Origin of the sequence: Yoonia sp. GPGPB17, from assembly GCF_037892195.1 — a bacterium.
Lineage (GTDB): Bacteria > Pseudomonadota > Alphaproteobacteria > Rhodobacterales > Rhodobacteraceae > Yoonia.
Genome location: NZ_JATACI010000002.1, coordinates 1268103 through 1292650 on the forward strand (window position 1 = coordinate 1268103; position 24548 = coordinate 1292650).

Annotated in this window: 29 protein-coding genes and 3 pseudogenes; all 32 read right to left on the bottom strand. The window is 57.6% G+C overall.

All coding sequences use genetic code 11. From position 1 onward, the window contains the following. Positions 1–6: 6 nt before the first annotated feature. The gene (locus QTO30_RS06860; RefSeq protein WP_340423385.1) at positions 7–768 is read right to left on the bottom strand and encodes a biotin--[acetyl-CoA-carboxylase] ligase; all 762 of its coding nucleotides are present in this window, start codon (positions 766–768) and stop codon (positions 7–9) included. After that, a pseudogene (gene nuoN, locus QTO30_RS06865) lies at positions 758–2193 on the bottom strand (NADH-quinone oxidoreductase subunit NuoN). Before nuoN ends, QTO30_RS06860 begins: the two are co-directional and overlap by 11 nt. A gap of 11 nt (positions 2194–2204) precedes the next feature. After that, positions 2205–3746 (bottom strand): NADH-quinone oxidoreductase subunit M, encoded by a 1542-nt coding sequence (locus QTO30_RS06870; RefSeq protein ID WP_340423386.1) that lies wholly within the window; start codon positions 3744–3746, stop codon positions 2205–2207. Then, positions 3746–5860, bottom strand: a complete 2115-nt coding sequence (gene nuoL / locus QTO30_RS06875) for an NADH-quinone oxidoreductase subunit L (protein ID WP_340423387.1) — start codon at positions 5858–5860, stop codon at positions 3746–3748. Before nuoL ends, QTO30_RS06870 begins: the two co-directional genes overlap by 1 nt. Positions 5861–5864: 4 nt before the next feature. Then, positions 5865–6170 (bottom strand): NADH-quinone oxidoreductase subunit NuoK, encoded by a 306-nt coding sequence (nuoK, locus tag QTO30_RS06880; RefSeq protein WP_008235370.1) that lies wholly within the window; start codon positions 6168–6170, stop codon positions 5865–5867. A gap of 55 nt (positions 6171–6225) precedes the next feature. Next, entirely contained in the window at positions 6226–6690 is a 465-nt protein-coding gene (locus QTO30_RS06885) for a hypothetical protein (protein ID WP_340423388.1), read from the bottom strand. Continuing rightward, the gene (locus QTO30_RS06890) at positions 6687–7265 is read right to left on the bottom strand and encodes a hypothetical protein (protein WP_340423389.1); all 579 of its coding nucleotides are present in this window, start codon (positions 7263–7265) and stop codon (positions 6687–6689) included. The genes QTO30_RS06885 and QTO30_RS06890 overlap by 4 nt, the downstream gene beginning before the upstream one ends. 6 nt (positions 7266–7271) lie before the next feature. Next, the gene (locus QTO30_RS06895; protein ID WP_340423390.1) at positions 7272–7877 is read right to left on the bottom strand and encodes an NADH-quinone oxidoreductase subunit J; all 606 of its coding nucleotides are present in this window, start codon (positions 7875–7877) and stop codon (positions 7272–7274) included. After that, on the bottom strand, positions 7874–8272 hold the full coding sequence (locus QTO30_RS06900) for a carboxymuconolactone decarboxylase family protein (RefSeq protein ID WP_340423391.1): 399 nt from the start codon (positions 8270–8272) through the stop codon (positions 7874–7876). Before QTO30_RS06900 ends, QTO30_RS06895 begins: the two co-directional genes overlap by 4 nt. Continuing rightward, a complete protein-coding gene (nuoI, locus tag QTO30_RS06905) occupies positions 8269–8763 on the bottom strand; it encodes an NADH-quinone oxidoreductase subunit NuoI (RefSeq protein ID WP_340423392.1) in 495 nt (164 codons plus the stop codon). The genes QTO30_RS06900 and nuoI overlap by 4 nt, the downstream gene beginning before the upstream one ends. Positions 8764–8766: 3 nt before the next feature. Beyond that, positions 8767–9807: an NADH-quinone oxidoreductase subunit NuoH gene (nuoH, locus tag QTO30_RS06910; RefSeq protein WP_340423393.1), complete on the bottom strand. Its 1041-nt coding sequence runs from the start codon at positions 9805–9807 to the stop codon at positions 8767–8769. Between the two features lie 11 nt (positions 9808–9818). Next, positions 9819–11838, bottom strand: a pseudogene (nuoG, locus tag QTO30_RS06915) (NADH-quinone oxidoreductase subunit NuoG). Between the two features lie 138 nt (positions 11839–11976). Further along, the gene (locus QTO30_RS06920) at positions 11977–12381 is read right to left on the bottom strand and encodes a DUF5333 domain-containing protein (RefSeq protein ID WP_340423394.1); all 405 of its coding nucleotides are present in this window, start codon (positions 12379–12381) and stop codon (positions 11977–11979) included. Positions 12382–12555: 174 nt separating this feature from the next. Continuing rightward, complete coding sequence (locus tag QTO30_RS06925; protein WP_340423395.1) at positions 12556–12801, bottom strand: DUF3291 domain-containing protein; 246 nt, start codon at positions 12799–12801, stop codon at positions 12556–12558. 1 nt (position 12802) lies between these two features. Beyond that, positions 12803–12952, bottom strand: coding sequence for a DUF3291 domain-containing protein (locus QTO30_RS06930; protein WP_340423396.1), 150 nt, complete (start codon positions 12950–12952; stop codon positions 12803–12805). Further along, entirely contained in the window at positions 12949–13401 is a 453-nt protein-coding gene (locus QTO30_RS06935) for a DUF3291 domain-containing protein (RefSeq protein WP_340423397.1), read from the bottom strand. Before QTO30_RS06935 ends, QTO30_RS06930 begins: the two co-directional genes overlap by 4 nt. 16 nt (positions 13402–13417) lie before the next feature. Then, the gene (locus QTO30_RS06940; RefSeq protein WP_340423398.1) at positions 13418–13651 is read right to left on the bottom strand and encodes a hypothetical protein; all 234 of its coding nucleotides are present in this window, start codon (positions 13649–13651) and stop codon (positions 13418–13420) included. A gap of 7 nt (positions 13652–13658) precedes the next feature. Then, on the bottom strand, positions 13659–14060 hold the full coding sequence (locus QTO30_RS06945; RefSeq protein WP_340423399.1) for a hypothetical protein: 402 nt from the start codon (positions 14058–14060) through the stop codon (positions 13659–13661). After that, positions 14057–15343 carry an NADH-quinone oxidoreductase subunit NuoF gene (gene nuoF / locus QTO30_RS06950; protein ID WP_340423400.1) on the bottom strand — a complete coding sequence of 429 codons (1287 nt, stop codon included), beginning with the start codon at positions 15341–15343 and terminating at the stop codon, positions 14057–14059. The genes QTO30_RS06945 and nuoF overlap by 4 nt, the downstream gene beginning before the upstream one ends. Beyond that, complete coding sequence (locus QTO30_RS06955; RefSeq protein ID WP_340423401.1) at positions 15343–15573, bottom strand: DUF5337 domain-containing protein; 231 nt, start codon at positions 15571–15573, stop codon at positions 15343–15345. The genes nuoF and QTO30_RS06955 overlap by 1 nt, the downstream gene beginning before the upstream one ends. A gap of 15 nt (positions 15574–15588) precedes the next feature. Beyond that, positions 15589–16248 (bottom strand): NADH:ubiquinone oxidoreductase, encoded by a 660-nt coding sequence (locus QTO30_RS06960; protein ID WP_340423402.1) that lies wholly within the window; start codon positions 16246–16248, stop codon positions 15589–15591. A gap of 189 nt (positions 16249–16437) precedes the next feature. Further along, a complete protein-coding gene (gene nuoE, locus QTO30_RS06965) occupies positions 16438–17493 on the bottom strand; it encodes an NADH-quinone oxidoreductase subunit NuoE (protein WP_340423403.1) in 1056 nt (351 codons plus the stop codon). A gap of 96 nt (positions 17494–17589) precedes the next feature. Continuing rightward, the gene (locus tag QTO30_RS06970; RefSeq protein WP_340423404.1) at positions 17590–17901 is read right to left on the bottom strand and encodes a hypothetical protein; all 312 of its coding nucleotides are present in this window, start codon (positions 17899–17901) and stop codon (positions 17590–17592) included. 14 nt (positions 17902–17915) lie between these two features. After that, on the bottom strand, positions 17916–18113 hold the full coding sequence (locus QTO30_RS06975) for a hypothetical protein (RefSeq protein WP_340423405.1): 198 nt from the start codon (positions 18111–18113) through the stop codon (positions 17916–17918). Continuing rightward, on the bottom strand, positions 18110–19348 hold the full coding sequence (locus tag QTO30_RS06980; protein WP_445327137.1) for an NADH-quinone oxidoreductase subunit D: 1239 nt from the start codon (positions 19346–19348) through the stop codon (positions 18110–18112). Before QTO30_RS06980 ends, QTO30_RS06975 begins: the two co-directional genes overlap by 4 nt. Before the next feature lie 3 nt (positions 19349–19351). Beyond that, entirely contained in the window at positions 19352–20245 is an 894-nt protein-coding gene (locus QTO30_RS06985; protein WP_340423407.1) for a sulfotransferase, read from the bottom strand. After that, positions 20245–20856: an NADH-quinone oxidoreductase subunit C gene (locus QTO30_RS06990; protein ID WP_340423408.1), complete on the bottom strand. Its 612-nt coding sequence runs from the start codon at positions 20854–20856 to the stop codon at positions 20245–20247. The genes QTO30_RS06985 and QTO30_RS06990 overlap by 1 nt, the downstream gene beginning before the upstream one ends. Before the next feature lie 21 nt (positions 20857–20877). Then, on the bottom strand, positions 20878–21408 hold the full coding sequence (locus QTO30_RS06995) for a NuoB/complex I 20 kDa subunit family protein (protein WP_339952444.1): 531 nt from the start codon (positions 21406–21408) through the stop codon (positions 20878–20880). Then, a complete protein-coding gene (locus tag QTO30_RS07000; protein WP_247226035.1) occupies positions 21399–21764 on the bottom strand; it encodes an NADH-quinone oxidoreductase subunit A in 366 nt (121 codons plus the stop codon). The genes QTO30_RS06995 and QTO30_RS07000 overlap by 10 nt, the downstream gene beginning before the upstream one ends. Positions 21765–21886: 122 nt before the next feature. After that, on the bottom strand, positions 21887–22828 hold the full coding sequence (locus QTO30_RS07005) for a hypothetical protein (RefSeq protein WP_340423409.1): 942 nt from the start codon (positions 22826–22828) through the stop codon (positions 21887–21889). A gap of 68 nt (positions 22829–22896) precedes the next feature. After that, entirely contained in the window at positions 22897–23682 is a 786-nt protein-coding gene (locus QTO30_RS07010; protein ID WP_340423411.1) for a crotonase/enoyl-CoA hydratase family protein, read from the bottom strand. Continuing rightward, positions 23679–24538, bottom strand: a pseudogene (locus QTO30_RS07015) (hydroxymethylglutaryl-CoA lyase). The gene QTO30_RS07010 and the pseudogene QTO30_RS07015 overlap by 4 nt, the downstream one beginning before the upstream one ends. Positions 24539–24548: the final 10 nt, after the last annotated feature.

A 24548-nucleotide genomic window follows, 5' to 3' on the forward strand; every position in this document is an offset into this window, starting at 1 on the left:
CCTTCTTTAGAAAAATACGTCCGCTGCCGGGATCGCGCGTGGGCCGGTGCCCGTGATCAGCACCAGATTGCCGTCGCTGTCGATACTGTCGAAGATGCCGGTGATATCCTCGCGGCCGGTATTGGCAGTGATGACCTCACCCAAACGCGCCGCATTTGCCATCCAGTCATCACGGATGCGGTCAAAGCCCAGGCGCATCAGCTTGGCCTCTTGCGTGGCATAGGCATCAGCGAGGGTTGAAAGAAAGTCTTTGGGCGTGACGTCCTCGCCACCCGCGTCGGCCAGGCTGATCGGCGCAAAGCTCGCGCCTGTCACGCCTTCTGGCGTGTGCCGCAGATTCACACCAATCCCGATCGACAGCCAATCGACGAAAGGCCCCTGCCCGCTGCTTTCCAACAGAATGCCCGCAACCTTGCCGCCAGAAAGCAGCACATCATTCGGCCATTTCAGCGACAGTTTCTCGGCTGGTACGTAAATCGCCAGCGCCTGAAACAGCGCATTGGCTGCAAGGAAAGAGCGCTTGGAGGCTTCCGCCGCCGTCGCCTCGGGCCGGAAGATCAGCGTGGCGTTCAGGTTGCCCGCGGGCACCACCCATTTGCGCCCGCGCCGTCCGCGCGCCGCGGTCTGAGTTTTAGCCATGATCCATGTAGGCCGTTCAATATCAGGCGCACGCCGCGCGGCCTCGGCCATGGTGCTGTCTACTGTGTCCAGCACGATCCGGGCGTAGCCTTCCGGCCACGGCCCATGTCCTGAACCGTCAGTTGACAAGCGTCGCCGCCGCGGCCGCCGCGATTGGTTCAATACCAAAGAGGTTCACAACGCCAAACAGCATCACCGCCGCAGATCCCATCAGGAAGGTCCAAAGGACAGGGTTCATCTTGCTGTCGAGTTGTTCGCCCTCTTCCCCGAAGTACATGAAGTAAACGATGCGCAGGTAGTAGAAGGCACCAATAACGGAGGCGATCACACCGGCCACAGCCAGCCATGCCAACCCGCCATCGTAGGCGGCGCGCAGCACGTAGAACTTGCCAAAGAAGCCAACCATTGGCGGTACGCCCGCAAGGCTGAACAGCAGCACCAGCATGGCCAGCGCGCGCAGCGGTTGGCGCTTGGAATACATCCGCAGGCTGTCGATATCAGTGACAGGCCGCCCGTCCCGCTCCATCGACAGGATGAACGCAAAGGTGCCGATATTCATCGTCACATAGATCGCCATGTAGATCAGCATTGCCTGCACGCCGAAAGCGGTGCGGCGGCCAGCCCCATCAGGGCAAAGCCCATATGCGCGATGGAGGAATACGCCATCAGACGCTTGATGTTGCGCTGCCCGATTGCGGCAATGGCGCCCAAAAACATCGAGACCACGGCGAGGAAGGCCACGATCTGCTGCCAGTCGCCGACGATCCCGCCAAAAGCGTCATGCACAACGCGTGCAAATAGCGCCATCGCGGCCACTTTGGGCGCTGTCGCGAAGAAGGCTGTGACGGGTGTGGGCGAGCCTTCGTAGACGTCCGGTGTCCACATGTGGAACGGGGCGGCAGAAACTTTGAACGCAAAGCCTGCGATCAGGAACACAAGGCCAAAGAGCAAACCAAACGACGGATCGTTTGCGGTTGCCTCAATGATGCCAGCAAAGAGTGTGGTGCCAGCAAAGCCGTATGTCAGCGATGCGCCGTACAACAACAGACCCGAAGAAAGCGCGCCAAGCACGAAGTACTTCAAGCCCGCCTCAGTCGATTTTACGCTATCGCGGCGCAAGGATGCAACCACATAGAGCGACAGAGACTGCAGTTCGAGGCCCATATAGAGCGCCATCAAATCGCCTGCGGAGACCATCACCATCATGCCGACCACGGCGAGCGCCACAAGGATCGGATACTCGAACCGCAACAACCCTCGCTGCTGCATATAGCTTTCCGACATCAGCAAGACGGCTGCCGCAGAGATCAAGATCGTGATCTTGGCAAATCGCGCGAAACCATCATCCACGAACATCCCACCAAAGGCGATATTCGTTCCCTGCCCGTTAATCCCGATCCAGACCGCCAGCAGCACAAACAAACCCGACGTCGCCCAAGTGAGCAACGGCGCCATGCCGTCTTTGGTGGTATAGACCGCCGCCATCAATGCGCCCATGGCGTAAACCGCCAGCACAATCTCGGGCATCAGGATTTGGATATCAGCGCCAATCATTTCAGCGTTCCTTAATTCGAAGCAAACTGCGTGGCGGCCTCAAAGGTCGCCAGCGCGGTTTCATAGTTGCCGACCAGTGCGGACACGCTTGGGCCGATAATGTCGAGGACAAGGGCGGGATAGACGCCCAAGAGCAGTGTCATTGCGACGAGCGGCGCAAAGATCACCCGCTCGCGCGTGCCCATATCTGTGATCGTCTTCAGGCTTTCCTTGATCAGGTCACCAAAGACGACGCGGCGGTACAGCCACAGCGCATAAGCCGCCGACAGGATCACGCCAGAGGTCGCGAAGAGGGCGATCCATGTGTTCACCTGGAAAATACCCATCAGCACAAGGAATTCGCCAATGAAACCGGATGTGCCCGGCAGACCGACATTGGCCATTGTGAAGAACATGAAGATCAGCGCATAGGCAGGCATACGGTTCACGAGGCCACCATAGGCATCAATCTCGCGCGTATGCATGCGGTCGTAAATCACACCGACACACAGGAACAGCGCGCCAGAGATAAAGCCGTGGCTGATCATCTGGAAGATGGCACCGTCGATGCCCTGCTGGTTCACCGCAAAGATCCCCATCGTGACGTAGCCCATGTGGGCGACGGACGAATAGGCGATCAGCTTTTTCATATCTTCCTGCACCAGTGCGACCAGCGAGGTGTAGACAATCGCAATGGCTGACAGGGTCAGGACCAACGGCCCCATCACTTCGGACCCGACCGGGAACATCGGCAGGCTGAAGCGCAGGAAGCCATAGCCACCCATCTTCAACAGGATCGCCGCCAGTACCACGGACCCCGCAGTTGGCGCCTGCACGTGCGCATCCGGCAACCACGTGTGGACCGGCCACATGGGCATTTTCACAGCGAAGCTGGCAAAGAAAGCAAGCCACAGCAACGTCTGCATCCCGCCAACGATCTGCACGCCCAGCACGCTGAAGTTTTCCGTGCCAAAGGTGTGGGTCATCAGCGTTGGAATGTCGGTCGTGCCTGCATCCGCAAACATTGCGACCATCGCCACCAGCATCAGGACCGAGCCGAGGAAGGTGTAAAGGAAGAACTTGAAGGAAGCATAAATCCGGTTCTTGCCGCCCCAGATGCCGATGATCAGGAACATCGGGATCAGCCCCGCTTCGAAGAACAGGTAGAACAGCACCAGATCAAGCGCGAGGAACACGCCCAGCATCAAGGTCTCAAGGATCAGGAAGGCGATCATGTATTCCTTGACGCGGCTTTTCACATCCCAACAGGCTGCAATGACCAGCGGCATCAGGAATGTGGTCAGCATGACAAACAGGATCGAGATACCATCGACACCCATCTTATACTGCAGGCCCAATAGCCACTCACGGGTTTCCACCATCTGAAAACCCGTATCCGCCGGATTAGAGTTGGTCAGAATAAACAGCGAGCAAATGAATGTCACGACGGTCGTGACCAGTGCCACCCATTTGGCATTGCGCTGTGCCGCTGCATCATCACCGCGCAGGAACAGCGCCAGGATGACAGCCCCAAGCAGCGGCAGGAACGTCGTGAGTGAGAGAATATTGCCCATCAGTTCGCTCCCCCAAACAGCGTCATCCAGGTGAGTAGGATCGCAATGCCAATGACCATCGCAAAGACATAGCTAAAGATGTAGCCCGATTGCGCGCGGCCCGCGAGGCGCGTCAGGAACGGCACGATCCCCATAGCAACACCGTTAATCCCGCCGTCAATTGTCTTGGTGTCGCCCTGTTTCCACAGGATCCGACCCAAGGCAAAGGCTGGGCGCACGAAGAGGAAATCGTAGATTTCATCAAAGTACCATTTGTTCAGTAGGAACTGATAAAGCGGCGCTTGTTGCTCGGCCAGCTTGCGCGGCCAATCAGGGCGGCGAATGTACATCTGATAAGCCAGACCAAGACCTGCCAGCATTGCAAAGAACGGGGCCAGCTTGACCCAGACAGCAACCTCATGCGCGTCGTTCAGGACGTGGTTATCGGGGCTGTTATGAATAGCCCCCTCGCCCGGTGCGCCAACAAGGTTGTAGTGCGCTTTGCCGTGGCCGCCTTCTGACGCATGGTCATCACCATGATCATCAGCTTTCGCCTCACCATGCTCGGACGCCTCCGCGTAAGGCACGCCAAAGAACTTACCGACCTTGTCGTTGGACCCGAAGAATGACCCGTACCAAATCATGCCAGAGAACACCGCGCCAAGCGCAAGGACATAAAGTGGAACCAGCATCGTATTCGGCGCCTCATGCGCGTGTTCATGGGTATGCGCATCGCCACGTGGAGTGCCATAGAAGGTCATGAACATCAGACGCCAGCTGTAGAAGCTTGTCATCAACGCAGCGACAACCAGCATCCAGAAGGCATAGCCGCCCGCGGTGCCTGCGTAGGCGCTTTCGATGATGGCATCCTTGGATACGAATCCAGCAAAGCCAATCGGGAAGCCCACGTAAAGCAGCGGGATACCAACACCGGTGATCGCCAGCGTACCGATCATCATCATCCAGAACGTCTTGGGAATCTTATGGCGCAGCCCGCCATAGTTCCGCATGTCCTGCTCGTGATGCATCGCGTGGATCACCGAACCGGCCCCAAGGAACAACATCGCCTTAAAGAACGCGTGTGTCAGCAGGTGGAACATCGCGACCGAGTACACACCCAGACCAGCGGCCACGAACATATAGCCCAGTTGCGAACAGGTCGAATAAGCAATGACACGTTTGATGTCATTCTGCACCAGACCAACAGTCGCAGCAAAGAAGGCTGTGGTTGCACCAAGGAACACGATGAATGCCGTGGTGGCCTCGGCATATTCCATCAGCGGTGCCATGCGGCAGACAAGGAAAACACCCGCCGTGACCATGGTCGCGGCGTGGATCAGGGCCGACACCGGTGTCGGGCCTTCCATCGCGTCGGGCAGCCATGTGTGCAGGAACAGTTGCGCCGATTTCCCCATCGCGCCGATGAACAGCAGGAAGGCAATCAGGTTCAGCGTGTTCCAGTCGCGCCACAGGAATGTCAGCGTGTGGTCCTGCAAGTCCGGGATCGCAGCAAAAATGTCATCAAACTTGATGCTGTCGGTCACCAGATAGAGCGCAAAGATACCCAGCGCGAAGCCAAAATCACCAACGCGGTTGACCACGAACGCCTTGATCGCCGCGGCACCAGCAGACGGCTTGCGATAGTAGAAGCCAATCAGCAGGTAGGAGGCGACACCCACACCTTCCCAGCCAAAGAACATCTGGACGAGGTTGTCCGCTGTCACCAGCATCAACATCGCAAAGGTGAAGAACGACAGATAGGCAAAGAAACGCGGGCGATAGCTCTCGCCTTCTTTGAAGTTCTCGTCATGGGCCATGTAGCCGAATGAATAGAGGTGCACGAGGGCCGAGACGGTATTGATCACGATCAGCATGATCGCGGTCAAGCGGTCCATCTTAATCGCCCAATCGGTGCTCAACGTGCCGCTTTCGATCCAGCGCAGAATGGTCACGGTATAGCTGCCGTTCGGGTGGGCTGACGGATCAAACGTCAGGAAGATGATCCAGGACAGGATGGCAGAGAGAAACAACAGGCTTGTTGCCGTCCACTGCGCTGCAGTCTCGCCAATCAGTTTCCAGCCAAATCCGCAAATGATCGCGCCAACCAACGGGGCGAAGAGGATGATGGTTTCCATTATCTTAGCCCTTCATCACGTTGACGTCTTCAACGTCGATGGTTCCGCGGTTGCGGAAGAAACACACAAGGATCGCAAGGCCAATCGCGGCCTCGGCGGCGGCAACGGTCAGGACGAAGAGCGTAAAAACCTGCCCCACCAGATCACCCAGATAGCTGGAGAAGGCCACAAGGTTGATGTTCACCGCCAGCAGCATCAATTCGATGCTCATCAAAAGGATGATCACATTCTTGCGGTTCAGGAACAGCCCGAAGATGCCGATGACAAACAAGGCCGCTGCCACCGTGAGATAATGTTCAAGTCCGATCATTCATTCGTCCCTCCGAGGCACTGCGCCCCGATCTTCTTGTCTGTTGCCACGTGGCCTAGCCCGCGAGCATAAATTCCGTCTTCTCGCCGCGCAGTGCGGGGTAAGCCGCAGCACAGGCGCATGTTTCTTCAGTCTCATTGGTGATCGCGATGTCACGCGCGATGAATTCCAGGTCAGCGGCGATCCGTTCAAACGTCGCAAAAACACGTGCCCCCGATTGGTGGCGCTCCAATACTTCGATTGCCTCATCGGTGCGGTCAAAGGTACTGCGGCGACCCATATTCTCCTCTGCGGTGCGGAACCGCAGTGTCTCTCCACTGCCGCATTCCACGATGGAGAAGCCCTTGGCCGAGCCTTCCAATGACCACCAGTCCAGCCACATCACACGGCCTTCACCCAAATCCATATGACGGATTTCGCCACCATGGCTGGGATGGGTCGTGCGTTTACAGTCGGCAAGGGTCAGGGCATGGGCTTGGGTGGCCACCAAAGATGCAACTATTGCGACAAGACTTTTCATGGCTTAGCACCCGGGGAAGTGGGGTAGTACACTTTGCAACCGCAGAGCAAGTCGAAACGGTCACGCCCACCCACTTCATTCAAGTTCGAATTGAATAAGCCGTTGTAAAACTCGAAAAACCGCTTGTTGGGATCGAATGCCCCTAAACCTGCAACCTCTGCTAGGGAGACCAGTTGATGCAAATCTTCGCCTCGGCTCAAGTCAAAGACTGCAGCGGGGCCAAGGATTGGCGAGAACACCGCACGAGGGCCGCAGGATGTCTCTCCTACTATCGTTGAAGGTCCGACCAAAACCACAAGTTCTCGAGTATTGCAATCTGCCAGAAGCGCGGTGGAATCCGTTTTTGACACAGATTGAAGGACACGACCGGCACCAAGATCCTGAGCCGCTCCAAGACTCTCAACGTCATCAACGTTAATGTTACTGGTGCGGCACTGATCGTCGACTTCAACTGGCTTACTTTCTGCCCGGATTCTGTAAGATGAGCGCTCATCGTAGGCAAGTTCACATGCCACGCCGAAGGTGGCGAAAAAACAGAAACCAACTGCAAGTGCTATGAGGTAAATACCACGCATCAGTTGCTACAGCCCCTGCCCCGGTTTCACATCCTTAAGCTCCATCGCGGTCGCAGGATCACGATACATCTGCGCCAGAACGTTCTGGCGCTTGATATCCACGCGGTGGCGCAGCGTCAGCACAATGGCCCCGATCATGGCGACCAGCAGGATCAGGCCAGAAAGCTGGAACAACAGGATGTATTTGTCGTAGATCAGCAGACCCAGCGCGCGCGTGTTATCCAGATCACCCGCTGGGGCCGCGATGCGACCCTCCACACCATCGGCAAAGCCCCAAACGCCCAGTGCCAGCGCCAGTTGCATCAGAATAACCACACCAATCAGCAAGGCGAGAGGTAAGTATTTCGTCATTTCCGCCTTCAACTCGGCGAAATCGACGTCCAACATCATCACAACGAACAGGAACAGCACCGCCACCGCACCGACATAGACAATGATCAGCAGCATGGCGACGAATTCCGCCCCCAAGGTCACAAACAACCCCGCAGAGGATAGGAACGCCAGGATCAGCCAGAGGACCGAATGCACCGGGTTGCGGGCGATCACAGTCATGAGGCCCCCGGCGACGGTCGTCACGGCGAAAAGGTAAAATGTGAACGCGAAGACGGTCATGCGCTTTCGTCCTTATCTAAAACGTCTGTGGCCAATTCCATCGCTTTGGTCATGGCGGGCACGCCAGCGAACATGCCCATCTGGGCGATCACTTCGGCGATTTCCTGTTTTGTGGCCCCTGCCTCCACCAAATGGCGGACGGTCAGCCGTATCTGTGCTTCGGCCTGCGCACCCAACACGGTCAGACCGGCAAGGGTCAGCATCAGGCGGGTTTTGGCATCCAATCCATCAGGATTGATGCCCTTGCCAAAAAACATCTCCATCGTCTCGGCGGGCATGGTAGGCCAAAGATTCTCAAACCCCTTGGGCGTAAAGGCATCCATGTCGACATTCATCGACTTGGCCCAGTCCTGACCCATCTTTATCATGGCTTCAAAGGGGTTCTGCTCGGTCATCGGTACGGCGCATCCAGTTCGAGATTGCGCGCAATCTCGGATTCCCAACGGTCACCGTTTTCAAGCAGTTTTTCCTTGTCGTAGTACAGTTCTTCCCGGGTCTCGGTGCTGAACTCAAAGTTCGGGCCCTCAACAATCGCATCCACCGGACAAGCCTCTTGGCAGAAACCGCAGTAGATGCATTTGGTCATGTCGATGTCATAGCGGGTCGTGCGGCGGCTGCCGTCATCGCGCGGTTCGGCGTCGATGGTGATGGCTTGGGCGGGGCAGACGGCCTCACACAATTTGCAAGCGATACAGCGTTCTTCACCATTGGGATAGCGGCGCAGGGCGTGTTCACCCCGGAAACGTGGGGACAGCGGCCCCTTTTCATGGGGGTAGTTCAGCGTGGCCTTGGGCGAGAAGAAGTACTTCATCCCAAGGCTGAACCCTTTCCAGAAGTCCTGAAGCAGAAAGTACTTTGCGGCGCGGTTATAGTCGATCTGTGTCATTGATTAAGCTCCTACTGCCCAGCGTGCCCAAAAGCCGCCGAGTACTTCGTATTTTGCTAAGAACGAGACAATCACCACCCAAGCCAGCGACATGGGCAAGAACACCTTCCAACCGATCCGCATCAACTGGTCATAGCGGTAGCGCGGTGTGATCGCCTTGACCATCGAGAACATGAAGAACACCAGCGCCATCTTCAGGACCATCCACAGGATGCCGTCGGGCAGGCCCGGGATCGGGGACAGCCAACCGCCGAAGAACAAGAGCGAGACCAGCGCGCACATCAGCACAACCGCCATCAATTCGCCGATCATGAACAGCAGGAAGGGGGTGGATGAGTATTCCACCTGGTACCCCGCCACCAGCTCTGACTCGGCCTCTGGCAGGTCGAACGGCGGGCGGTTGGTTTCGGCCAAGGCGCTGATAAAGAACAGGAACAGCATCGGGAAATGCGCGACCCAGAACCAGTTGAACAGGCCCGCATTACCGTCCTGGGCATGCACAATGGCGCTGAGGTTCATGGACCCAGCCGAGATGATCACACCAATGATGATCAGCCCGATGGAGACTTCGTAGGAAATCATCTGCGCCGCAGAGCGCAGCGAGCCAAGGAACGGGTATTTGGAGTTGGACGCCCAGCCCCCCATGATCACGCCGTAGACCTCAAGCGAGCCGATGGCGAAGATATAGAGGATGGCGACGTTGATATCCGCCAGCACCCAGCCGTCGTTGAAGGGGATGACAGACCACGAAATCACCGCCAGAACGAAAGCGATCATTGGCGCCAGGAAGAACACGAACTTGTCGGCCCCCGCAGGCACGACGATTTCTTTCACAATGTATTTGATGAAATCCGCAAAGGATTGCAGCAAACCAAAGGCACCAACAATATTAGGGCCTTTGCGCATCTGCACCGCAGCCCAGACTTTACGGTCCGCATACATCAGGAAGGCGAGCGCCACCAGGAGCGGCACCAAAACCAGCAGACACTGGAACAAAATCACCAGCACGATGCCAAGGTTGGTGTTGGTAAAGAATTCAACCATTGTCGTCGTCCTTATTCCGCAGCCATCGGTGCGGATTTACGCGCCTTCGCATTTGCGCTGAGTTCCGCCATCAGGCTGGAGGCGCGTGCAATTGGGTTCGTCAGATAGAAATCGGTGATGGCATTGCGGAAGTCCGCTTTGCCGGGCTTTTTGGCCGGTATCGGCTGCCAAGCATTCTCGGCCACCTCGTCGATGTCACCCAGATGCGGGTGTGCTGCGACCAGCGCCTGACGCAGTTGCGCCATGCTGTCAAACTGCAGCGTTGCGTCCAGTTCGGCGGACAATGCCCGCAGGATCGCCCAGTTTTCCTTCGCCTCACCCGGCGGAAAGCTGGCGCGCAGTGCCAGCTGAGGGCGGCCTTCCGTGTTCACGAACAGGCCGTTTTCCTCGGTATAGGCGGCGGATGGCAGAATGATATCTGCACGATGCGCACCCCGGTCACCGTGGGAACCCTGGTAAATCACAAATGCACCCGGCTTCACTTCAACCTCGTCGGCACCTAGGTTATAGATCACCTCCGCCCCATCCAAGGCTGCATCCATGCCGCCGTCGGTCGCTGCACCAACATCCATCGCGCCAACACGACCTGCGGCGGTGTGCAACACCATCATTTTTGATTGCGCCGCATCGGCCATGGTCATGATCGTACCCAGCACGGCCTCACCATCGGCCTCATTCAATGCGCCGGTCCCAACAATAATGATGCCGTTCACATCGTGATGCATGGAATGGTCCATGGCCGCCAGCGCAACAAGCGCATCGCGCCCGGTGCCGATTTCCTGCGCGTCAAATGTCAGATCAGTTTGCGCCCCGATACGGGCCACCTTTGCACCACGCAGCCACGCTTTGCGGATGCGCGCATGCAGAACCGGCGCTTCGACCCGTGGGTCAGTGCCGATCAGCAGGATATGATCAGCCGCATCAATATCTTCGATGGTCGCAGTGCCGACATAACCAGAGCGGTTACCCATGGGTAACTTGGCCCCATCGGTCCGGCACTCGACGTTGCCGCCCTGCCCTTCGATCAACTGCTTGAGCGCGAAGGCTGCTTCAACCGGGGCCAGATCACCGACAAGGCCAGCGACCTTCTTGCCCTTCATGGCCATCGCAGCGGCAGAAAGCGCTTCGGGCCAGCTGGCTTTACGCAGCTTGCCGTTTTCGCGGATGTAAGGTGTATCAAGGCGTTGCTTGCGCAGCCCGTCCCAGACAAAACGGGTTTTGTCGGAAATCCACTCTTCGTTCACGCCGTCATGGTTGCGCGGCAAGAAGCGCATGACTTCACGGCCTTTGGTATCGACGCGGATGTTGGACCCAAGGGCATCCATCACATCAATCGATTCCGTCTTGGTCAGCTCCCACGGGCGGGCGGTAAAGGCGTAAGGCTTGGAGACCAACGCACCCACCGGGCATAGATCAATGATGTTGCCCTGCATATTCGAGATCGAGGGTTTCACCCAGATAGCTGGTGATTTCCGCATCCTCACCACGACCCGTCTGACCCATCTGGTGAATGCCAGCGACCTCAGTCGTAAACCGCACGCAGCGGGTGCAGGAAATACAGCGGGTCATGTGGGTTTCAACAAGCGGGCCAAGATCCAGATCTTCGGTGGCGCGCTTGGGTTCGCGGAAACGGCTGAAATCGACGCCATACGCCATCGCCTGATCTTGCAAATCACACTCGCCACCCTGATCGCAGATCGGGCAATCAAGCGGGTGGTTGATCAGCAGGAACTCCATCACGCCTTCACGGGCCTTTTTGACCATGGGCGAATTGGTTTTCACAACAGGGGGCTGGCCTTCCGGGCCGGGGCGCAAATCGCGGACCTGCATGGCACAAGACGCAGCTTACTTGGGTGGGCCGCCGACAACCTCAACCAGACACATGCGGCAGTTGCCAGCGATGGAAAGCCGTTCGTGATAGCAGAAACGGGGAATCTCGATCCCCGCCTCTTCGCAGGCCTGGATCAGGGTCATTGCCCCGTCAACTTCGACCTCATTTCCATCAATGACGACTTTGCGCAGATCAGACATGGCGTGTCCTATGTGTTCCCTATCGCGCTATAGATCGCAGGGGACCACGCGCGTTGCCCCGCGTTCTAACGCGTGAGACCCCGTGATGCCAGTCAGATCGACAAAAAAACGTGCAATTTTCGCGTCCGTGTCAGCGTCTTAGCGTAACAGCCAGCCAACGCGGGTATTTGCATCAATTTGAGCACGGCCAACGGTGCAATAACTGGCCTTTTGGTCCGGTACGACACCCAAACTGGCCAATTGCGCGCGGGCGATACCTTCCAGCCGGTCTTTCTCGGCATCATCATTGATGTAGGCATCGATCTCTGCGTCGGAGTAACCTAAATCACTGGCGTGTCTGCGCAGGGATTGCAGGTAATTCAGCCCGCGGAACAGGCGTGCGTTGATACCGTCACATTGCTCTGAGATTTCATAGGCCATGCCGACATAGATGATACCGTCGCGGACGGTGGCGACGTCTTTCAGCGCGGTTTGTGCCGAGATATGACCGGCGGAAAATACGGTGGCGAAGGCCACAACTGCGGCAAGGGCAAGCTTTTTCATCTGCAATCTCCTGTACGGCAAGTTTTGTGCCGCTTTGTTGGATATGAGATCGCGCTTTCAGCGACGTTATTCAATATCAGTGGTTTGAAATCGGTGGCGTTACGCCACCTGCCCCAAGGCACGCGCCTTTAACCCATTGGCCCCAAATATATTTTGGCTTTCACCCTGCGCCTGCTAGATGCTCCACTTTTCCATGCCCTCGGCCACATTCGGCCGATACCCCGGTGGCACCCACCGGCAGACCGAATCCCCGCTGTCACCCGGGACAAACCAATCCGATGCACCCTTCATGAACCGCGCATGCAGTGTTTTGGTCACGAAACGATAGCGCGCGCCCGCATCCTCCCAAACTGACAAGGTGGAAGCGGTGTTAGGGCGGTCATAAAGTGCACCGTTAGGGTCTTCCTGAGCGTATTCCATATCATCGTCTGCCAGACGCTAGACAAACCCCGGGGCTGCGCGCGCCGATGGCATTGACCTGATCAACCGCATCCTCAAACCCCGCGATACGCTGATCACCCCAAGGGTAGCGCAGCGTGCCAAAGTTGAATTCGGCCAGATAAACGGTCATTGCACCGCATGGACGCGTAGCCAATCCCAGCCAAAGGCCTCTGCACTGTCCCCGTGTTCTTCACGATAGCGCAGTTTCGCCAAAGCCTCATCCAGCGTGGGTTCTGTTCCTTCCGGCACCCACCACATCACAAAGTGCATCTGGACGAGAGTTTCGAACCATTCTTTGCCACGGTCCATGAATTTGGTGTGCAGCGTATCGAACACAAAGGTTTGCAGTTGCGCGGGTGTTTCCCAGACCGACAGATTGGCCACGAACTGTGGGTCACCATCAATACAGGCTTCGGTGTTGCCCCGGCCCGGTTCACCTGATCCTTCCATCATCCAGACAAAGCCCGGCATCCGTTTGCCAAGACCGTTGATCCGGTCGAGGTTATCCATAAATTCGGCCACGCGCGGATCATCGGTGGGGGCCAGCAAACGGCCGATGTTCAATTCTGTAAGATGCATCTGGGGTCCTTTCACCTCAACGACGTCGTTGACGTGTCGGCGCTACGCCCGCCAGACCTTTGCGCACAAAAGCCAGCGTCAGAATGACACCGATCACGCCCAGTCCAGCGGCGGTGGCATAGGCCCAGATCGGCGCAACCCCCGCCCGGACCGCGGCGACCGTAAACCAAGCAGGCAACCCGCAGATGGCAGATGTGACAAGGGCCGCACCAAAACTTGCGGCCCCATCCAGAATATTGCGAAACGCCATTGCCGACTTAGGCCGGGATCAGCAACGCGCTTAACCCTGACCCTTCCAGTAGCTCAGCATCACCAGCCGGACAAAGATCGTCGGAACTGAGTTCGACACCGTGCTTCACTTCGAAGCTGCGCTTGCTGACGTCTGTCTCCAACTCAATACCAGCCCGTTGGCTGTTGGATGCAAGTGATCCGCGCCCAACTTCGTTGCGTGCAGCGTTCAACGCGGCATCGAGCCCGGCATCATAGCTATAGCGCGCGCAGTTCTGCGCGATCTGGTTCGCGATCGTCAGGTTCGCATAATACTGTGGCGTCGACATATTGAACAGCTTCTGCGCCGCTGGATCATCGATACTACGCCCACCTGTTGCACAAGCGGCCAGTGTCAAAGCCGCGCCAAGCATCAATCCACGTGTCATCATTCTGCTGCCATCCCTGCCATGCGTTTGTCCTTGATCCGGTCCTCAATCTCGTCCCGGAAGTTCTTGATCAAGCCCTGGATCGGCCATGCGGCCGCATCGCCCAGCGCACAAATCGTATGTCCTTCAACCTGTTTTGTCACGTCGAGCAGCATGTCGATTTCTTCGACGCTCGCGTTGCCTTCGACCAAGCGCGCCATCACGCGCATCATCCAACCGGTGCCTTCACGGCATGGCGTACATTGCCCGCAGCTTTCGTGCTTGTAGAATTTCGACAGGCGCCAGATCGCTTTGATCATGTCGGTCGAATTGTCCATCACGATGACCGCTGCAGTGCCAAGTGATGATCCCTTTTCCTTCAGCGCATCAAAATCCATCACCGCATCGCGCATATTTTCGCCGCGCACGCAGGGCACCGAAGACCCGCCGGGGATCACCGCTTTGAGGTTGTCCCAGCCGCCACGAATGCCACCACAGTGCTTTTCGATCAGCTCCTCAAAGGAAATCGACATTTCCTCTTCGACGACACATGGGTTGTTCACATGGCCAGAAATCGCAAACAGCTTGGTGCCTGCATTGTTCGGACGGCCCATGGATGCGAACCATTCCCCACCACGGCGCAGAATTGTTGGCACGACAGCAATTGATTCCACGTTGTTCACTGTGGTTGGGCAACCATATAGACCGGCACCTGCAGGGAATGGCGGCTTCATCCGCGGCATGCCCTTTTTGCCTTCCAGGCTTTCCAGCAGCGCGGTTTCCTCACCACAGATATAGGCCCCGGCCCCATGGGTCAGGTAGATGTCGAACGGCCAGCCAGATTTTGCTGCATTCGGACCAACCAACCCAGCCTCGTAGCATTCATCGATGGCCGCTTGCAGCGCCTCTTTCTCGCGGATGTACTCGCCGCGGATGTAGATATAGCAGGCATTCGCATTCATCGCGAAGCTGGCAATCAGGCAGCCTTCGATCAGTGTATGCGGATCGTGGCGCATGATTTCGCGGTCTTTGCATGTACCCGGTTCGGACTCGTCAGCATTGACGACCAGATAGGCCGGACGCCCATCGCTTTCCTTGGGCATGAATGACCACTTCAGACCGGTCGGGAAACCCGCCCCACCCCGGCCGCGCAGGCCAGAGGCTTTCATTTCATTGATGATCCAGTCACGCCCCTTTTTGATGATGTCGGCGGTGCCATCCCAGTGGCCCCGCGCCTGCGCGCCTTTTAGCGTGCGGTCATGCATCCCGTACAGGTTGGTGAAAATCCGGTTCTCATCTTTGAGCATCAGTCATCGCCCTTGTCGTTTTGGCGCGCGCGCCAGAGTTGGTAGGTCTGCCACAGGGCAAACCCGAAACCGGCGAGCGCTGCAAGGTCAAAAAGCGCGCGTGTGCGGTTGGACCAGTTATATTCTGCTCCAAGCATGATCGCCAAGACCCAGAAAACACCCGTTCCGGCAACAATCAACGCGACGCGTTGTCCGGCCTTCCCCTGATTGGTGTTTCCGTGCTGGGTCATGGCCGTTGGTTCGCTCTAGTAAACGTCGCCCTTGTCGACCTTCTTGGAGAACTCGGTTGTGCCGCCAGCGGCAAGCACCTTGGCCTGCTCCACCCAGTTGTCACGGGTCGCGCGGCCTTTGAAGCCCTCCAAATTGTCGTCAATCCAGGCCTGTTCTTTCGGGCCCCAGGTCGAGATCTGATCGAAGTGGTAAATGCCCATGCCGTGCAGGGTTTTTTCGAGCTTGGGGCCAACGCCCTTGATCTGCTTAAGGTCATCCGGGCCGCCTTCGCGTGCGGCGCTGAGGAACTCTGGTGTGCCATCGTCAGACGCAGCCGGGGCCTCGGCAACTGGTGTTGGTTCGGGTGCTGGTGCCGGTTCGGGCGCGGGGGTCGGTTCGGGCGCGGGGGTCGGTTCTGCCGCAGCTGCGGGCGCCGGCGCAGCAGGCGCGGCTGTTGGTGCAGGCGCGGCGGCGGGGGCTTTTGCGACGGGCGCCTCAACCGTATTGGGGCCCGGTGCGGGGTCACGCCAGCCGATCGCAAGGACAATCGCCGCGATTACGCCAACAAGACCGCCAATGCATACGGACGCAAACAGCGAGAAATCATAAAGAACGAGTGCAACTCCGGCTGCAATAATGGCAAATAAGGCCGCGACGGCGAGGATGCCTAGGCTGATCGGTGCTGTATCTTTCATCGTATCTTTTCTCCCTCAGGTGGCCGCGGTGCGGCCTTGCAGATATCACGCGCTCTGCCTGGGGCATTTCGACCCAAATGCGCGCTCCCCCCACATCTCTACCCGAAACTTTGCCGCTGGGTAAAGAAATACCGCAAAACAACTACATGCACGCAGGTGGATCACTATGAACCGCGCAAGGAATACGCGTCATCTGGCCTTTGCAAGCTCTGCCGCTTGTGCCATCCAATCGTCGCGCTCAATGCGCCCCTTGAACTTCAAACGGCTGTCGACCCATGCGACTTCATCCGCGGTCCATTTGGCGATCTGGTCAAAGTGCCAGAAGCCCAGTTCGTTCAACACGGCTTCCAGCTTTGGTCCGACACCGCTGATCTTTTTGAGGTCATCGGCACTGCCATCGCGTGGTGCAGACAGCGTTTCAGGCGGGGTTTCCACGGCAGACGGCGCAGGCTTTGGCGCCGCTTTCGCTGGCTTGTGTGTGGCGGCCTTAGGTGTCGGTTTTGCGGGTTTTGACTTCGGCGACGACGCCGCTTTGGCGTCCTTCACCCAAGGGGTCAGCAAGGGCACTTCGGTGCCATCAATGCGCTTGACCGTATCGCCAATATCTGTGGCCAATTGCGCGCTGGCGTTATACTGGGTCTTGCCACTGTCATAGTCTTTCAGGCTGGTCAGCCCTTTGAGTGGCTCCGCCGCATAGCGCCCGTTCTGTGGGCCGGGTGTGGGCACGCGACCGGCGGCCAGTTCATCAATGATCTCGCTCAAACGCTCGGTCGTGAGATCCTCGTAGTAGTCTTTGCCAATCTGCGCCATGGGTGCGTTTGCACAGGACCCGAGGCACTCGACCTCTTCCCAAGAAAACTTTCCATCCGCCGACAGCGCATGCGGTTTGTCCGCGATCTTGTCTTTGCAGACTCCGATAAGATCTTCTGCACCACAAATCATGCAGGACAGCGTGCCACAAACCTGAATATGCGCAACAGAGCCAACAGGTTGCAATTGGAACATGAAGTAGAACGATGCCACTTCCAGCGCACGAATGTAGGCAAGGTCCAACATGGCCGCGACGTGTTCAATCGCCGGGCGGGACAGCCAACCTTCCTGCTCTTGCGCGCGCCACAGGATCGGGATGATTGCCGAGGCCTGACGCCCTTCGGGAAACTTCTTTATCTGCGCTTCTGCCCATTTTTGATTATCAGGCGTAAAAGCAAATGTCTCTGGCTGGTCGTGGTACAGGCGGCGTAGCATCAAGTCTTTCCGGTCACATCGTTAAGGCGAACCGAGGTTCACCGAATTTTCATCTCTCCCCTAACATACCGGCCACGCCGGGCAAGGGATTTGTCGTCAGGCGCAGACACCAGAGGTCACGCGAAAGGCTTCGCCATCGATCTCACCGCGTCCTTCGGCGCGCAATTCGGTCATGACGCGCGCAAGATCTTCGCGCGACAGCACGGCGTCGGCCATAACGACGTCGGTATTGGCGCTCGTCAACGAACAGCCGTTGGCGGCCACACTGGTCACAAAGCGTTCTTTGGCGGACAGAGGCGCTTCGATCGGTTCAGGGTCTGGTATTGTGGGCCCGGGCAGCGGGACAACGATCGGCACAGCACAGGCAGAGAGTGCAAGGCAGGCAACAACGGTCATGGAACGGATCATTTCAAGCTTCCTTCTCAATTTTCAGCCGCAGGTGGCGCTATGCTGAACACATCCGTCAGACCATAAACCAGTATGAACACCGAAACGGCCAGCCCACTCACACCACCGACAAATATACCAGCCATCCGGCCCCGAAACATCCGCGACACGATCGCCGAGACGAAAAATCCCAAGGCGACAAGCAGCCCAAGGATCAGATCGCCCAGTGTCATCTGTCGATCTCACCGAAAACGACGTCCATCGTTCCGATAATCGCACTCACATCAGCCAATTGGTGGCCTTTGCAGATATAGTCCATCGCTTGCAGGTGAAGATAGCCCGGCGCGCGCAGCTTGGCGCGATACGGCTGGTTTGTGCCGTCGGCCACCAGATAAACGCCGAATTCGCCCTTCGGCGCCTCAACGGCCGCATAAACCTCGCCCGCGGGCACGTGGAACCCTTCGGTATAAAGCTTGAAGTGGTGGATCAGCGCTTCCATCGAGGTCTTCATCTCGCCCCGTGTCGGCGGCGTCATCTTGCCGCGTGCTATAATATCACCCTTCTCGTGGCGCAGCTTTTCACAGGCCTGACGGATGATGTGGACGGATTGGCGCATCTCTTCCATGCGGACCAGATAGCGGTCGTAGCAATCGCCGTTCTTGCCCACGGGGATCTGGAACTCGAACTCATCGTAACATTCGTAGGGCTGTGCACGCCGCAGGTCCCATGCAAGGCCGGAACCACGCACCATCACGCCAGAGAAGCTCCAGTTCTGGATATCTTCCTCGGTCACGATGCCGATATCCGCGTTGCGCTGCTTGAAGATGCGGTTCTCGGTCAGCAAGCCGTCGATATCTTCAAGAACCTTGGGGAACTCAATTGCCCAAGTGTCGATATCTTCGACCAGTTCATCCGGCAGGTCCTGATGCACGCCGCCGGGACGGAAATAAGCCGCATGCAGACGGGCTCCGCAGGCACGCTCATAGAATACCATCAGCTTTTCACGCTCTTCAAAACCCCAGAGCGGTGGTGTCAGCGCGCCGACGTCCATCGCCTGCGTTGTCACGTTCAGCAGGTGGTTCAGCACCCGGCCAATCTCGGAATAAAGTACCCGGATCAAGGATGCACGGCGCGGCACTTCGGTGCCTGTCAGCTTTTCGATGGCCAGACACCACGCGTGTTCCTGGTTCATCGGGGCGACATAATCCAGCCGGTCGAAATACGGCAGGTTCTGCAGATACGTGCGGCTTTCCATCAGCTTTTCGGTGCCACGGTGCAGCAGGCCGATATGTGGGTCACAGCGTTCTACGATTTCACCGTCCAGCTCCAGCACCAGACGCAAAACGCCGTGGGCTGCCGGGTGTTGCGGGCCGAAGTTGATGTTGAAATTTCTGATCTGCTGCTCGTCTGTGGCCGCATCAGATGACCCATCATCATAGATATTTGTACGAATATCGCCGTCCATCATGGCTCAAGCCCTCGCTAAATTGTCTTGCCACCGCTGTGGCAGGGGGCCGACATTGCGGGCCACCCATTCGTAGTGTGCGTTCAATAGTCCCAAGGCTCGCGGGCGCAGTTTGTCCAGCATCACAACCTCTGGTCCTTCATTGGCCGCCCGTGCGACCTCAGGCTTGACCGGTGCTATGCCCAGAAAAGCGCAGACCCGCGCCAGCCCTTCGGGTGTGAATAGATCTTCAGCAAACTGGATCAACAGGCGTTCCTGCGGAATCACCCGACGCAGCTTGCGAATGATCTTGGGATAGTCACCCCGCTCAAGGATATGTGTCTCCTGACCCCGGTTCAGGATACGGTAGAGGATGTTGTTGGATTTCTTTTCATACTGCTCATGCGGTTGCCGCTGCCGACGCGCCTGCATGCGGATATGCGACCAGAGCCGGTCCAGCGGATCGCGGATGAGATAAAGAAACTTTGTCGCGGGCGAGAGATCGCGCATACGGGCGAGATCATCATCGGACAGGGTGGCGTAGTTTGGCGTGATGTCTGCAACAACTTTCGCGCCGTCGCGCCCGTCCATCAGCCAAGCAGCGTAGGCGCTGTCATCGGCACGATCACTTTCAAGCGCAGCGATCAGCGCTTTCATCTCATTGATGCGACGGTCCATGTTTCCAACCTGCCAGTCGCGGCCCGCTTCTGTAGCGTCGGCCTTAGCTTCGCGCATCTCGCGCAGGCGGACACGGTAGGCAACAAGCTGTTTTTCGCGCTTGTCCGCGTCAAAGGTATCCCAATAGTGCGCTTCTTTCACCGCAGGCATCGCACATTCAGGATGATCATGCAGGTAACGATAAAGCCAGGTTGTCCCCGCCTTTGTCGCACCAACGCAGTAAAGAAGAGTGGGCGGCGCCATCAGCCGGCTTTCTCTTCTGTCTTCTCGTCACCGGGCAGAATGTACTCCGCACCCTCCCATGGGGACATGAAATCAAACTGGCGGTATTCCTGTACCAGGCTGACGGGTTCGTAGACGACGCGCTTTTGCACTTCGTCATAGCGCACTTCGGTATAGCCTGTTGTCGGGAAATCCTTGCGCAGCGGGTGCCCGCGGAAACCGTAGTCCGTCAAGATTCGGCGCAAATCGGGGTGGCCGGAGAACAGGATGCCGAACATATCAAACACCTCGCGCTCAAACCAATTGGCCGATGGGTGCACAGACATGATGGAGGGCAGCATGTCTTCTTCGCGGATCTGAACCCGCAGGCGAATGCGGTGGTTCTGATACATGCTCAAGAAGTGGTAGACGACATCAAAACGCTTGGCCCGGCTAGGGTAGTCGACCGCGGTGATGTCGATGAGCGATGAGAAATTGCAGGTTGCATCGTTCTTGAGGAACTCAACAAAGCTTACCAGCGAAGATGGGGCCACCGTCACGGTCAGCTCGTCATGGGCGACTTCCCAGGACAGCACGCAATCGGTCCGCTTCAGCTCCAGATGGGTGCCGAGTTCTTGCAGGGCTTCAGTCATATCTAAATCCTTTCGCCGCAATCAGCGGACGATTGTCCCGGTCCGGCGCATCTTGCGCTGCAATTGTAGGATGCCATACAGCAGCGCCTCAGCCGTTGGCGGGCAACCCGGCACGTAGACATCTACCGGCACGATCCGGTCACAGCCGCGTACAACAGAATAGCTGTAGTGATAATAGCCACCACCGTTCGCACAGGACCCCATCGAGATCACGTAACGCGGTTCTGGCATCTGGTCGTAAACCTTGCGCAGCGCGGGGGCCATTTTGTTGGTCAGCGTACCCGCCACGATCATCAGGTCAGACTGGCGTGGGGACGCACGTGGCGCGGTGCCAAACCGCTCAAGGTCATAACGCGGCATGGAGGTATGCATCATCTCGACAGCGCAGCAGGCCAGACCAAAGGTCATCCAATGAAGCGACCCGGTGCGGGCCCAGTTCACGATGTCAGCGGTTGAGGTGACAAGAAAACCCTTGTCCTGCAATTCTGAATTAATCAGCTGTGCGCCATGCTCTTTGTCAGCGCCCACTGCAGTTCCGGTCATCACTCCCATTCGAGTGCCCCTTTCTTCCATTCGTAGGCAAAGCCGATGGTCAGCACACCAAGGAACACCATCATCGACCAGAAGCCCACCATGCTGACATCTTGGAACGCAACCGCCCAAGGGAACAGGAACGCGACTTCGAGGTCAAAGATGATGAAAAGGATCGCTACTAGATAGAAGCGCACATCAAATTTCATCCGCGCGTCATCAAACGCGTTAAATCCGCATTCGTAGGCGGATACTTTTTCAGGGTCCGGGTTGCGCACCGCGACGACGGCAGCGGCGAGGATCAGGATCAGGCCCAGCGCAATCGCAAGCCCCAAAAAGATCATGATCGGCAGGTATTCAGAAAGCATTTCCTGCAAGGGGTGTTCCTTTCGGCTCGGCCCGCACGGTGGCGCGCCGTCTGTTGGCTGCCAGATGCATACCTTTGCCACCCCCAAGGGTCAACCAAGCGGAATGTCACAGATGACGAATTTGAAAGGTTTTAATCGGCGTTTTTAGCGAGCGGCTGGCGCGGCGACAAAAGCGCACCCGCGACAGACAAAAGTGATACGCCATGGGCCAACCCATTCGCGCGGGCATCCTCGCCCAAGATAACGTCTGATACCTCGGTCAGGTTGTCCGCCTGCTGGTCGGTCAGCCAGAACAACGCATGCATACCAACGGTGAAATCGCCGGGCATATCAGTCACCTCGACGCGGCAGCCCTGAGGCGTCGGAACGAACCGCTGTGACGTGACCGTAACAGAGCCGTTTGGCAGGACAATCATCACATCATGTTGCACGTCGGTCGTGTTCAGCACCTTCGCATCAACCTTGACGACCAGTGGCTGCCCCGGGTTTTCAGGATCTTCCACGTGATGGGATGCGACCGCAACATTGAAAAACCCGTTCTCGTCGGCGTCGCCGGTCAAAACCCGACCACGCCGGGTTTGTGGTTGCAGCGCACATTGCCGACGCGCAACGGTTGGCGAACATGGTAACTCTGCACGTGTTTTCAAGCGCAAGCCAAGCAGCGGCCCGCTATAAGCCAGCGCGTTTAAAACAATCTGAAGCACCGCCATCAGAAACCCCGTCGCCGCGACAGAAAAGGTCACCAGCAGAACAAGCGCCGCCGACTGATGTTCCGCCGGGGCCCACCCGGCGACAATCTTGATCACCGGCATCGCAACCACCAAAGCTGTCACCGAAAGTGACAGGCTGATCGTCTCAAGCGTGACATTCGGGAACAATACAACATGGCCAACGACCAAAAGCGCAACGGCCACTGACGCCAACGTCGCCCGCTCAGGTGATAAAACGGAGGGATCGATCAAGGCGACACCCAGCATGACAACAACAGGCACCATGACCGCAAGCGCGATTAGACGGCGCAAACGCATAACACGGTAAACGATTTGTTCACTTGTCGGCCATATGAAGGGCATGGGTTTCTCCTGTTCCAGCGACAGGATGCCCTGTGAAATCGGTCAGAAGTGAGACACAATTCTGACGATTAAGGCGCGCGTGTGACGGCCCAATCCGGCTTTCTGCGCTCAAAAAAGGCAGAAATGCCTTCTTTCGCTGAACGGCCTTCCCATTGGGCGATCAGGGCATCGATCGAACGGGCGATCACCGATTCGTCGATAGTCGGACCCAGACTGCGGGCAAAGGCCTTGGCGGCCGCCACCGCATCGGGTGCGCATTGCAGGTAAGGCGCGACCTCTGCGGCAACTGCCGCGTCAAGCGCATCTTCGGGGACTGCCTTTGCCACAACCCCCAATGCAACGGCCTCAGCCGCATCAAACAAGCGCCCCGACATAAATACCCGTCGGGCATGCGCCTCGCCCATGCGGGCCAGCACATAGGGGCCGATGGTCGCCGGGATCAAACCCAGTTTGGTTTCAGTCAGGCCAAACCGGGCCGTATCAACGGCAATCGCGACGTCGCAAACACAGGCCATTCCGATGCCACCGCCAAAGGCATTCCCCTGTAAACGCCCAATCACCGGCTGCGGCAATGTGTTGATCGCCCCCAGCATCTGCGCAATGGATTGTGCTGCTGCCCGCTTCATCGCAGCGTCACCGGCCATCTGATCCTGCATCCAACCCAAATCACCGCCCGCACAAAACGATGGCCCCTGCCCGGTCAAAATGACGACGCGGATGGATTCATCCGCGGCAATCTGCGTGGCGGCAGCATGTAACGCATCTATCAAGGCCTGCGATAGTGCATTGTGCTTCTCTGGTCGGGCCAACGCCAAAGTGGCCACACCGTGGTCATCTACACTCAAATCAATCATCGCATGCCTCTTGCCATCTCTGCAGCCTGCGCAATCACTGCGCGGTCAACACCGGTTTCATATCCAAGGCGGTCCAAAAGTTCCAAAACCGCCTCAGTCGCGACATTGCCGGGCGCGCCGGGCGCATAAGGACAGCCCCCAAACCACCCACCGCTGTGTCAAAGGCGCGCAACCCAAGATCAAGCGAGACCTCGATATTGGCCAGCGCCAGTCCACCGGTGTCGTGAAAATGACCGGCGAGTTCTGCGGCTGGCACTACATCCAGCACCGTCTCCAACATGACGCCAACACGGTCCGGTGTACCTTTGCCAATCGTATCGCCCAATGAAACAGGCATTGGTGCCACCGCGCGCAACATGCCCACGGCATCGGCCACCTGCGCAGGCATTGTCGGCCCGTCAAATGGACAATCGGTTACACAAGACACATAGCCGCGCACCGCGACGCCTGCCCCAGCAGCAGCGGCGACAACGGGGCGCAGGCGGTCGACAGACTCGGCGACGGAACAGTTCAGGTTGCTTTGTGAAAACCCTTCCGAGGCAGAAATAAACACGGCAATGTCGGGCAAGACATCAGGTAGGCGTGCGGCAAGATATCCCTCCCACCCGCGCATATTCGGCACCAGAACCGCATAGCGCACGCCAGTAACGGGCGTCAGCTGGGCCAGCACCTGATCGGTATCGGCCATCTGCGGCACCCACTTGGGGCTGACGAAACTGCCCACTTCAATGTCACGCAAGCCGGACCGGCTGAGCAAATCAATCAGCGCCACCTTGCGGGCCACAGAAATCACCCCCGGTTCATTCTGCAACCCGTCGCGTGGGCCGACCTCATGAATGCGCACATAGTCCGCCATCACATATCAC

Coding starts and splice junctions, on each gene's coding strand:
- QTO30_RS06870 (WP_340423386.1), bottom strand. CDS start 3,746: ATGGGCAATATTCTCTCACTCACGACGTTCCTGCCGCTGCTTGGGGCT.
- nuoL (WP_340423387.1), bottom strand. CDS start 5,860: ATGGAAACCATCATCCTCTTCGCCCCGTTGGTTGGCGCGATCATTTGC.
- nuoK (WP_008235370.1), bottom strand. CDS start 6,170: ATGATCGGACTTGAACATTATCTCACGGTGGCAGCGGCCTTGTTTGTC.
- QTO30_RS06885 (WP_340423388.1), bottom strand. CDS start 6,690: ATGAAAAGTCTTGTCGCAATAGTTGCATCTTTGGTGGCCACCCAAGCC.
- QTO30_RS06890 (WP_340423389.1), bottom strand. CDS start 7,265: ATGCGTGGTATTTACCTCATAGCACTTGCAGTTGGTTTCTGTTTTTTC.
- QTO30_RS06895 (WP_340423390.1), bottom strand. CDS start 7,877: ATGACCGTCTTCGCGTTCACATTTTACCTTTTCGCCGTGACGACCGTC.
- QTO30_RS06900 (WP_340423391.1), bottom strand. CDS start 8,272: ATGACCGAGCAGAACCCCTTTGAAGCCATGATAAAGATGGGTCAGGAC.
- nuoI (WP_340423392.1), bottom strand. CDS start 8,763: ATGACACAGATCGACTATAACCGCGCCGCAAAGTACTTTCTGCTTCAG.
- nuoH (WP_340423393.1), bottom strand. CDS start 9,807: ATGGTTGAATTCTTTACCAACACCAACCTTGGCATCGTGCTGGTGATT.
- QTO30_RS06920 (WP_340423394.1), bottom strand. CDS start 12,381: ATGAAAAAGCTTGCCCTTGCCGCAGTTGTGGCCTTCGCCACCGTATTT.
- QTO30_RS06925 (WP_340423395.1), bottom strand. CDS start 12,801: ATGGAATACGCTCAGGAAGACCCTAACGGTGCACTTTATGACCGCCCT.
- QTO30_RS06930 (WP_340423396.1), bottom strand. CDS start 12,952: ATGACCGTTTATCTGGCCGAATTCAACTTTGGCACGCTGCGCTACCCT.
- QTO30_RS06935 (WP_340423397.1), bottom strand. CDS start 13,401: ATGCATCTTACAGAATTGAACATCGGCCGTTTGCTGGCCCCCACCGAT.
- QTO30_RS06940 (WP_340423398.1), bottom strand. CDS start 13,651: ATGGCGTTTCGCAATATTCTGGATGGGGCCGCAAGTTTTGGTGCGGCC.
- QTO30_RS06945 (WP_340423399.1), bottom strand. CDS start 14,060: ATGATGACACGTGGATTGATGCTTGGCGCGGCTTTGACACTGGCCGCT.
- nuoF (WP_340423400.1), bottom strand. CDS start 15,343: ATGCTCAAAGATGAGAACCGGATTTTCACCAACCTGTACGGGATGCAT.
- QTO30_RS06955 (WP_340423401.1), bottom strand. CDS start 15,573: ATGACCCAGCACGGAAACACCAATCAGGGGAAGGCCGGACAACGCGTC.
- QTO30_RS06960 (WP_340423402.1), bottom strand. CDS start 16,248: ATGAAAGATACAGCACCGATCAGCCTAGGCATCCTCGCCGTCGCGGCC.
- nuoE (WP_340423403.1), bottom strand. CDS start 17,493: ATGCTACGCCGCCTGTACCACGACCAGCCAGAGACATTTGCTTTTACG.
- QTO30_RS06970 (WP_340423404.1), bottom strand. CDS start 17,901: ATGATCCGTTCCATGACCGTTGTTGCCTGCCTTGCACTCTCTGCCTGT.
- QTO30_RS06975 (WP_340423405.1), bottom strand. CDS start 18,113: ATGACACTGGGCGATCTGATCCTTGGGCTGCTTGTCGCCTTGGGATTT.
- QTO30_RS06980 (WP_445327137.1), bottom strand. CDS start 19,348: ATGATGGACGGCGATATTCGTACAAATATCTATGATGATGGGTCATCT.
- QTO30_RS06985 (WP_340423407.1), bottom strand. CDS start 20,245: ATGGCGCCGCCCACTCTTCTTTACTGCGTTGGTGCGACAAAGGCGGGG.
- QTO30_RS06990 (WP_340423408.1), bottom strand. CDS start 20,856: ATGACTGAAGCCCTGCAAGAACTCGGCACCCATCTGGAGCTGAAGCGG.
- QTO30_RS06995 (WP_339952444.1), bottom strand. CDS start 21,408: ATGGGAGTGATGACCGGAACTGCAGTGGGCGCTGACAAAGAGCATGGC.
- QTO30_RS07005 (WP_340423409.1), bottom strand. CDS start 22,828: ATGCCCTTCATATGGCCGACAAGTGAACAAATCGTTTACCGTGTTATG.
- QTO30_RS07010 (WP_340423411.1), bottom strand. CDS start 23,682: ATGATTGATTTGAGTGTAGATGACCACGGTGTGGCCACTTTGGCGTTG.